The following is a 9,200-nucleotide window of genomic DNA, read 5'->3' as shown; positions in this document are numbered from 1 at the left end:
TTGGCGGCGAGCCGGTTGCGGTATGCGCGGGCGATGCGGGAGCAGTTGCCGCAGGTGGCTGAGGTGTTCAAGGCCGGCGATATCGATATGCGGTTGTTTCAGACGCTGGTGTATCGCACGGATCTGATTGCTGATCGTGAGGTGTTGGCGCTGGTCGATGGGCAGTTGGCGGCGCAGGTGGTGCGTTGGCCGTCCCTGACCCGGAGTCGGTTGGCCGGCAAGGTCGACAAGATCGTGGCCAAGGCCGACGCTGATGCGGTGCGGCGCCGCAAGGAGCGCCAGGTGGAGCGCAAGATCGGGTTTGCGGATCAAGAGGGCGGGCTCTCGGAGGTTTACGGCAGCGTGTTCACCCCTGATGCCCGTGCCCTGGACAAGGCGCTGGATGGGTTGGCGGCCACGGTGTGCGAACACGATCCGCGCAGTCGTGCGCAGCGCCGTGCCGATGCGATGGGGGCGTTGGCGGCGCGGGCGGATCGGCTGGGGTGCCGCTGCGGGCGCCCGGATTGCGCCGCCGGGGGGCGTGCGGCGGCCTCGCCGGTGGTGATTTATGTGATGGCCGAGCGGGCCACCGTCGAGGGGACTGGTGATGCGCCGGGCTCGTTAGTCGGCTCTGACGGATTGATCCCGCCGGAGTTGATCGCCGAGCTGGCTCGATCGGCCCGGTTGGTGTCGTTGGTGCATCCCGGCGATGCTCCGCCGGAGTCGGGGTATGTGCCTTCGAGGGCGTTGGCGGATTTTGTGCGGTGTCGGGACATGACGTGCCGCTGGCCGGGGTGTGATCGTGCGGCGGCAGAGTGCGATCTGGACCATACGGTTGCCTACGGTGACGGTGGTTCTACGCATGCGTCGAATCTCAAATGTTATTGCCGTACGCATCATTTGGTGAAGACGTTTTGGGGGTGGCGGGATCAGCAGTTGCCCGATGGGACGGTGATTTTGACTTCGCCGTCGGGGCAGACCTATGTCACCACCCCGGGCAGTGCCCTGTTGTTCCCGTACTTGTGTGCACCTACCGGGGAGCTGCCGGCACCGCTGCGACGCGATGATGAGCGCTGTGGGGATCGCACCGCGATGATGCCCCGCCGCCGGCGCACCCGGGCTCAGAACCGCGCGGCCCGCATCGCCACCGAACGCAACCAGAACCACAAGGCCCGCCAAGCCCGACGCGCCGCACTCGACGCCATCTGGTTCCCGAAAGTAGCCCCCGGCATCGACCCCGACGAGCCACCGCCCTTCTAACGGCCCCGTGGGTTCGAGCTGCGAGCGTGGGAACTTTCCACGTGCCTCGTCCGACTCATTGGGCGATGACTTGTCCCAACGCTTGCGCCATCTATGACAGCCGCTGCTGGTCCTGAGATCACCTCTCCTGCACCGGCGCCGCTACCACGGGCAGAACACTCCGCCGTCGCCACCTGGATTCGGCGGCTCGCCGTCCCGATCATCCTCGGATGGCTCGCAGTCGTCGTCGTCCTCAGCACCGCGGTGCCGCCGCTCGAGATCGTCGGCCAGATGCGCTCGGTGCCCATGAGCCCAGACTTTGCACCATCGGTAACCGCGATCAAGCGCGTCGGCCAGGTCTTCGGCGAATACACCTCCGACAGCTCGGCGATGATCCTCCTCGAGGGCCAGCAACCACTCGGCGACGGTGCGCACCGCTACTACGACGCACTGGTTAGCCGGCTCAACGCCGATACCGCTCATGTCGAACATGTGCAGGATTTCTGGGCAGATCCGCTGACTGCAGCCGGAGCGCAGAGCAACGACGGCCGAGCGGCCTACGTGCAGGTCTACCTGGCCGGAAATCAGGGCGAGACACTGGCGAACGAGTCGCTTGAGGCGGTCCGCAGAATCGTCGCCGAGGTCGAAGCCCCTCCGGGAACGCGCACCCATGTCACCGGCCCCGCGGCTCTGGCCGCCGACGAGCAGGTAGCCGGTGACCACAGCGCGCAAGTCATCGTGGGTCTTACGTTCTTGGTCATCACTGCGATGATTCTGTTGGTGTACCGGTCGATAAGCACCGGTTTGATTGTCTTGGCATTGGTGTTTCTCGCCCTCGCAGCGGCGCGCGGCGTGGTGGCCTGGCTCGCCTACTTCCATCTCATCGGTCTGACCACCTTCGCAACCAACCTGCTGGTCACCTTGGCTATCGCCGCCGCGACCGACTACGCGATCGTTCTGGTCGGCCGTTATCAGGAAGCCAGGGCAGCCGGTCAAGACCGCGAAACCGCCTACCACTCAATGTTCGACGGAACGGCGCACGTGATCCTGGCGTCGGGCTCGACGATCGCAGGTGCCACGTTCTGTCTGCACTTCACCCGGCTCCCCTACTTTCAGACGCTCGGCATTCCGCTGGCCGCCGGAATGGTCGTCGCCACGCTGGTGGCGCTGACGCTCGGCCCAGCGATCATCACCGTGGCCAGCCGTCGAGGACTCCTGGAACCCAAGCGCGCCATGCGAATCCGCGGCTGGCGCAAACTCGGTGCGGTCATCGTCCGATGGCCGGCTCCGGTGTTGGTGGCCAGTACTTTGCTGACCCTGATCGGGCTGCTGACGCTGCCTGGCTATCGCACCAGCTACAACGAACGCCGCTACCTTCCTTCGGATCTGCCTTCCACCGCCGGCTATGCCGCAGCCGAACAACACTTCTCCACGGCGCGGATGAATCCCGAGGTCTTGCTGGTGGAGACCGATCGGGATCTGCGCAATCCGGCAGACTTCTTGGTGATCGACAAGATCGCCAAGCGGGTCGTGCACCAACCTGGGATCAGCCGGGTCCAGACGATCACCCGCCCGGATGGGACGCCATTGACGTTCAGCACGCTGCCGGCTCAGCTCAGCCTGCAGGGCACCGTGCAGGTACTCAATCAGGGATACCTGCAGGACCGCATGAAGGAACTCCGCGCCAGTGCCGAAGATCTGCAGCGCGGCATCGACGCCATGGAGCAGATGCAGCTGTTGATGACCGAGATGGCCGCCACCACCCACAGCATGGTCGGCAAGACACATCGGCTAGCCTCTGACACTTCGGAATTGCGGAATCATCTGGCTGACTTCGATGACTTCCTGCGACCGCTGCGCAGCTACCTGTACTGGGATCCGCATTGTTATGACATCCCGACCTGCTGGGCCCTGCGATCGGTCTTCGATGCCCTCGACGGCACCGATGTACTGAGCGGCGACATCGACCAGGTGCTGCCCGACCTCGATCGACTCGACGCCCTGATGCCACAGCTGCTCCGGCAACTGCCCGCACAGATCCAGTCACTGACGTCGGCGCAGACGGCGATGCTCACCATGTATTCGGCCCAGAGCGGCCTGCTGGATCAGACCGCGGCGATGCTGGACAACCAGTCCGCAATGGGCACGGCGTTCAACGACTCGAAGAACGACGACACGTTCTATCTGCCACCTGAGGTCTTCGGCAACCAGGACTTCAAACGCGGCTTGAAGGTGTTTCTGTCACCGGACGGCCACGCCGTTCGGTTCATCGTCACGCACGACGGCGATCCCCTAACCCCCGAAGGGATCACACACGTCGACGGCATCAAGCACGCCGCCAAGGAGGCCATCAAAGGCACTCCGCTGGAAGGTTCGAAGGTCTACGTCGGCGGTACGGCGTCGGTGTTCAAGGACATGCAGGTGGGCAACAACTACGACCTCTTGGCAGTCGGTATAGCCGCGCTGTGCCTGATCTTCATCATCATGTTGATCATTACCCGCAGCGTGATCGCCGCCGCAGTGATCGTCGGCACCGTGCTGGCGTCGCTGGGGGCGTCGTTTGGCTTGTCGATCTTGTTGTGGCAGCACATCATCGGTTTGGAGCTGCACTTTATGGTGATGGCGATGTCGCTGATCATCCTGCTGGCTGTTGGCTCGGACTACAACCTGCTGCTGGTCGCCAGGTTCAAAGAAGAGATCAACGCCGGGCTGAACACCGGAATCATTCGAGCGATGGGCGGCACAGGTTCGGTGGTGACCTCGGCCGGAGTGGTGTTCGCCTTGACGATGCTGTCGATGGCGGTCAGTGCTCTGATGGTGGTGGCACAGATCGGCACCACTATCGCACTCGGGCTGCTGTTCGACACTTTGGTTATTCGCTCGTTTGTCACGCCATCGATCGCCGCGCTGCTGGGCAAGTGGTTCTGGTGGCCGCAGGCGGTTCGGACACGTCCAACCCCAGATCGCTCGCTGGTTGCGAAATTGGTTGACCTGGAAGACCACTCAAGACCGACGGTATCGATCGGGAGCTGACCACCATCGGTTGCGACGAAGCGGACGCCCCGACGAGAGTCCGAGCGCCCGCTTCCCTCAGCGCACTGCAGTTCGGCGTCAGTCCGTCCCGGCCACAAACATATCCAAGAGGTTGACCAACGACGCGATGAGACCAATACCCTCACCCGGGGCCGAGTACGGCATGCCCATCCCTACCATCTGCAGGTCGAGACCGAGCGAGTTGTAGATCGAACCACCGATGCTGCCGGAATCTGTTACCCCGGGCGTGAAAAGACCGCCGAAATCGAAGCTGGCACCGAGGACCGCATTGCCTTCCGGAACTTGCAAAGCATCATTCAGCAACGGAACCAAGGCATCAAGGTTCAAGGTGGCGCCGTTGAAGAACGCACCGACAACGTTGGCTGGAGCGGCCAGAAGCCCTTGCAGCGCAGCCTCAAAGTCGCCATCGCCGATACTGTCGACGATCGACCCGATGCTGTTGATCAGCTCTACCCCGGGGCTCACCAGCGGTCCGATCAGCCCCATCAGGACGCCGCTCAACGGTGACGACAAGAGCGTCAGAATTGTGGCCGCGGGCTCGGCAGCGTCTACCGGCACGACACCCATACCCATGTCCATCCCGGCCAGATACTGCAGGCCCCAGAGATGACTCCAGTCCAGAGTTTGAGCCGCCAAGTCTGAGCCCTCGGGCGTTGCCACGTCGACGCCGATGAACGTTGTTGCGGCCAAAGCCTCTTGCAGCGAGCCGGGGAAACCGAAGTCAGCTTCCTTGATTGCGTCGAAGACGTCGGTGGCGTTGGCCAGCGTGGTGTTGAAAACGTCGGCCCATGGCCCGAACAGGTCGAGTGACGCGGTCAGTTGCACGGACGGCGGCACGGCCCCACCGAGCGCCGGCGCCACCGGGCTTACTGCGATTATTCCGGTAAGGGCCAGTGCGGTCCCCCCGGCCATAAGGCCACCGATGCCGAGTTGCGATGCGGGGTCGTGAGCGTGATGAGACGATTTCATGCCTAGTTTGTCGAGCCGGAGGCAGGATAAGTTCCTGAGCGGAGAAGAGATTCTGAATTTTTTTCAATCTTGCTGTCAGGTCTGACTTCTCGTCAGCCAAACTCGACCAGGGTGGTTGGCGCACGAAACCTCGCCAGACCACGCATACCGTAGATCAGCGGGACCACCGCTCCAAGCACCTTGCCTCGTCCACGCGGCATGCCGAGTTCAGAGACGGCCCTGACCCCGGGCACCGCACGCAGTTCGTCGTAGTCGTGCGCAGTGAACCAGAACGGCATTGGTGGCGCCGTGTAGTTGTCACTGAGCTTGAAGCCACGGCGCGAGCGCGAGTAGGCACTCAACAACCGCGGGACACTGTCGAAGATCATCCGCCCGCCGGGAAACCTCCCGGCGCAGGCGGCGAGCAGCTCGAACACCGCCTCGCGGTCCAAGTACTGCAATAGCCCTTCTGCTGTGATCAACACCTCAGCGCAACCGCCGACCTCATCCATCCACGAGTAGTCAAGCGCCGACTGGGCACAGTACCGCAGCCGATCTGATACCGGCAGTAGCCGCTGACGAAGTCGAATGATGGGTTCTAAATCCACCGAAAGCCAACTCAACTCGCCGTTATCGACCCGCCAGAAGCTGGTCTGCAATCCCTCTGCAAGGGCGACGACCGTCGCGCGCGGATGCACCGCCAAGTACTCCCGCGTGGCCTGGTCGAACGCCAACGCCCGCATCGCGGTGGCCTGGTGTGTCCTGCCGAAGTCGGCGTAATCGTAATCAAGGCTGTTGAGCAACTCGATCGCCATCGGGTCAACGATCAGCCCGTCGGGCCGCTTCGCCTCGGCCGCCCGCTGATACAACGTGAGTAACGCGGTCTCCGATATCCCATCGAGATGACGAGCGTCAATGACTGGCACGCCTTCAGACCGTACCCGCCGGGCCCCCGAGAGTCGCTGCGAGAAATCTAACCGCGATCGAACGGAACTTTTTGATTCCCCTCTCCGACCACCTCGTTGGCGGGAATTGGCCCGCGCCTTGCGTTCCGCGCAATCCACGACATCACAGGAGGTGCCATCCTGACCGCCCCGATCTGGATGGCAATGCCTCCCGAGACACATTCCGCCATGCTCGCCACTGGCCCAGGGCCAGGACCTCTGCTGGCGGCAGCCGCACAATGGCAGCAGCTCAGTGTCATGTACGACGACACCGCCACCGAATTGACCCACGTACTGGCCGCAGTACAGACCGGCCACTGGCAGGGCCCCAGCGCAACGGCGTATCTGTCCGCGCACGCGCCGTACCTCACCTGGTTGGAGCACGCATCCGCCGACAGTGCCACGACCGCCGCACAACACCAAACGGCCGCTGCCGCATACGGCGCCGCAGTGGCCTCGATGCCCAGCCTCGAAGAACTGGCCGCCAACCACGCTGTCCACGCGGTGCTACTCGCCACAAACTTCTTCGGTGTGAACACTGTTCCGATTGCCACCAACGAGGCCGACTACACGCGGATGTGGGTGCAGGCTGCCGAGACCATGTCCGTGTATCAGGGCACCGCCACTGCGGCAGTCGCCGCGACCCCGCAGCTCCTCCCCGCGCCGCCCATCGTCTCCCCCGCCGAGGCAACCTCCCCAGAAAGCGTTGGAGACGGCAACTGGCTGCAGGAACTTTCACGACTCATCACCGACCTTCTCAACAACGCCGGAAATGTCGAAGAACTGTCGCGCATCTTCGAGGAGTTCTTCCAGGGCCTCGGTTTCAACCCGGCGGTCGCTGCCTTCCTGGCGGTGGTCGCATTGATCGCCTACGACGTGTTGTGGTACCCCTACTACGCGTCATACGGCCTGTTGCTGTTGCCGTTCTTCGCTCCTGCGCTCAGCGGGTTGAGCGCCTTGAAGTTGCTGCCACTGCTTTACGGCCAACAAATCCCGGCCGATCAAGGACCGGACATCGTTGCTGCGTTGATCGGTGAAGCAAGCGTGGACATCCCCGCTGCGGCGATTGTGGCGCCGCCCGCTGCGGCCGGCTCCTCCACTGGCGTGGGCGGCGCGGCCAGTTCTCCGGGACCGAGCACACCCATCATCGCGAGCGCCGACGGCGTTGCCGCGCTGATCCCCTATGCCGTCTCCGGCTGGGGGCCACCCGGCGTCGAGACCGGCCCGAAAGACAACATGGCTGCGTCCAACAGCGCTGCGGCTTCGGACCGCGCGGCCTCGCAGCGGGTCGTCGCCGCCGATGCCCGCAGACAACGCAGCCGACGTAGCCGAGGCCGGGTTCGCATGCACGGCAACCGTTATGAGTTCCTCCACACGGGCAACGACGCTGCCATGGGCGCGGACTCCGATGCTGTCCGCGCCGAAAGACCCGAGGCCATCGCAGCAGTGGTCGCCTCCACCCGCGCTGCTGGACTCGCGGGCCATGCCGACGAAATCCGGCGAGTACCGATGTTGCCCGCCAGTTGGCGCGCCTCCGAACAGGTAGAGCAATTGACCCAACCGATGAATGAAGGAAAAGATAAATGAGCACGGAAAGCAACATCGGATGACGCTGACCGTCACCGGCGCCGGCCTTGGAGCGCAGATCACCGGGGTCGACCCCAACGATCTGAGCACCATCACCCGCGAAGAGATTCGCGAAATCGTTTACGCCAACAAGCTCGTCATCCTCAAGGGCGTCCACCCCTCGCCGGAGCAGTACCTGCAGCTGGGCAGGATAGTCGGCGACATCGTGCCGTATTACGAATCCATGTACCACCATCACGAGTTTCCGGAGATCTTCGTATCCTCCACCGAGGAACACCAGGGCGTTCCGCGAACCGGCGCGTTCTGGCACATCGATTACATGTTCATGCCCGAGCCGTTCGCGTTCTCGATGGTGTTGCCCCTGACCGTTCCCGGGCCTGACCGGGGAACCTACTTCATCGACCTCAACCAGGCCTGGGCCTCGGTTCCCGCCGCGCTACAGGACGCCGCCCGAGGGACGTTGAGCACTCATGATCCCCGGCGGCACATCAAGATCCGCCCCGATGACATATACCGGCCGATCGGGGAAGTGTGGGACGAAATCACCCGGACCACACCGCCCATCAAATGGCCGACCGTGATCCGGCATCCGAAGACCGGGGAGGAGATCCTGTATATCTGCGCCTCGGGGACCACTCGAATCGAAGGCCAGGATGGTCGGGAGCTCGCCCCACAGATCCTGCAACAGCTCATGGAGTCGACCGGGCAACTTGATCCGGATTTCACGCATCCCTTTATCCACACCCAGCACTACGAGGTCGGAGATATCATCTTGTGGGACAACCGAGTTCTTATGCATCGCGCCAAGCACGGCAGCTCCGAAGGAACGCTGACCACGTATCGACTGACCATGCTCGACGGCCACCAGACCCCGGGATACGCAGCGTGAGCGCCATCGCTTCACCTCCTCCAGCGCTAAGTGATGCAACACCGATCGACGAGGACGTGTTAGCCACCGTACTGGAGCCGTATACCTACAAGGGTTGCCGATATCTGGTCGATGCGGTGTCGCAAGCCGGCACTGATTCTGTTCTGGCTCAAGGCAACTTTGCGATCGCCGAGTCCGCCTATATTCGTAGTACTGGGCATTTCAACGCGGTCGAGTTGGTGCTGTGCTTCAATCAGCTCGCTTACAGCGCTTTTGCGCCGGCCATCGGCGATGGCATCATCCCGGCCTTCCGCGGCTGGGGGCTCGAGGACTATTGCAAGCACCAGCTCTCCAGCATGTTCATCAGAAGATCGTCTTCGCGGTTCAAAAGGCCGATCGATGCCAACAAGTTCAGTGCCCGGCTGGAATGCCGAAACTTCGAGATCGTGCAACGCACGGTGCGGTATCTGCGCGTGCCCTGCGCCATCGAGTTCTGGGACGAACACGGCGGCTCGGCGTTCGGCGAGTTCGAACTCGCCGCTCTGAACATCCCCGGTTGACAACCCAGAAGAGGCACGCAG

Annotated in this window: 7 protein-coding genes; 5 read left to right on the top strand and 2 right to left on the bottom strand. The window is 63.1% G+C overall.

Annotated elements, in window-relative coordinates; translation table 11 throughout:
- Together ACJH71_RS04995 and ACJH71_RS04990 are read left to right on the top strand one after the other, a co-directional pair.
- On the top strand, window positions 1-1,239 hold a 1,239-nt coding region (locus ACJH71_RS04995), incomplete at its 5' end, for an HNH endonuclease signature motif containing protein (RefSeq protein WP_406756903.1).
- A gap of 93 nt (window positions 1,240-1,332) precedes the next feature.
- On the top strand, window positions 1,333-4,251 hold the full coding sequence (locus ACJH71_RS04990) for an RND family transporter (RefSeq protein ID WP_406756902.1): 2,919 nt from the start codon (window positions 1,333-1,335) through the stop codon (window positions 4,249-4,251).
- Between the two features lie 78 nt (window positions 4,252-4,329).
- On the opposite strand, the gene gjpA is transcribed toward ACJH71_RS04990, so the two are convergent.
- Together gjpA and ACJH71_RS04980 are read right to left on the bottom strand one after the other, a co-directional pair.
- The gene (gene gjpA / locus ACJH71_RS04985) at window positions 4,330-5,241 is read right to left on the bottom strand and encodes an outer membrane porin GjpA (RefSeq protein WP_406756901.1); all 912 of its coding nucleotides are present in this window, start codon (window positions 5,239-5,241) and stop codon (window positions 4,330-4,332) included.
- Window positions 5,242-5,333: 92 nt separating this feature from the next.
- Window positions 5,334-6,146: a class I SAM-dependent methyltransferase gene (locus tag ACJH71_RS04980; RefSeq protein ID WP_406756900.1), complete on the bottom strand. Its 813-nt coding sequence runs from the start codon at window positions 6,144-6,146 to the stop codon at window positions 5,334-5,336.
- 159 nt (window positions 6,147-6,305) lie between these two features.
- On the opposite strand from ACJH71_RS04980, the gene ACJH71_RS04975 reads away from it, so the two are divergent.
- From ACJH71_RS04975 to ACJH71_RS04965, 3 genes are read left to right on the top strand one after another with little or no spacing between them, the layout of a single operon-like run.
- Complete coding sequence (locus tag ACJH71_RS04975; RefSeq protein ID WP_406756929.1) at window positions 6,306-7,751, top strand: PPE family protein; 1,446 nt, start codon at window positions 6,306-6,308, stop codon at window positions 7,749-7,751.
- Between the two features lie 19 nt (window positions 7,752-7,770).
- Window positions 7,771-8,640 carry a TauD/TfdA dioxygenase family protein gene (locus tag ACJH71_RS04970; protein WP_406756899.1) on the top strand — a complete coding sequence of 290 codons (870 nt, stop codon included), beginning with the start codon at window positions 7,771-7,773 and terminating at the stop codon, window positions 8,638-8,640.
- A complete protein-coding gene (locus ACJH71_RS04965; RefSeq protein ID WP_406756928.1) occupies window positions 8,628-9,179 on the top strand; it encodes an FcoT family thioesterase in 552 nt (183 codons plus the stop codon). The genes ACJH71_RS04970 and ACJH71_RS04965 overlap by 13 nt, the downstream gene beginning before the upstream one ends.
- Window positions 9,180-9,200 lie beyond the last annotated feature (21 nt).

Source organism: Mycobacterium sp. SMC-15, from assembly GCF_045310925.1.
Taxonomy (GTDB): domain Bacteria; phylum Actinomycetota; class Actinomycetes; order Mycobacteriales; family Mycobacteriaceae; genus Mycobacterium.
The sequence above is the reverse complement of the archived record's forward strand: the minus strand, read 5'-3'. Positions and strand labels throughout refer to the sequence as shown.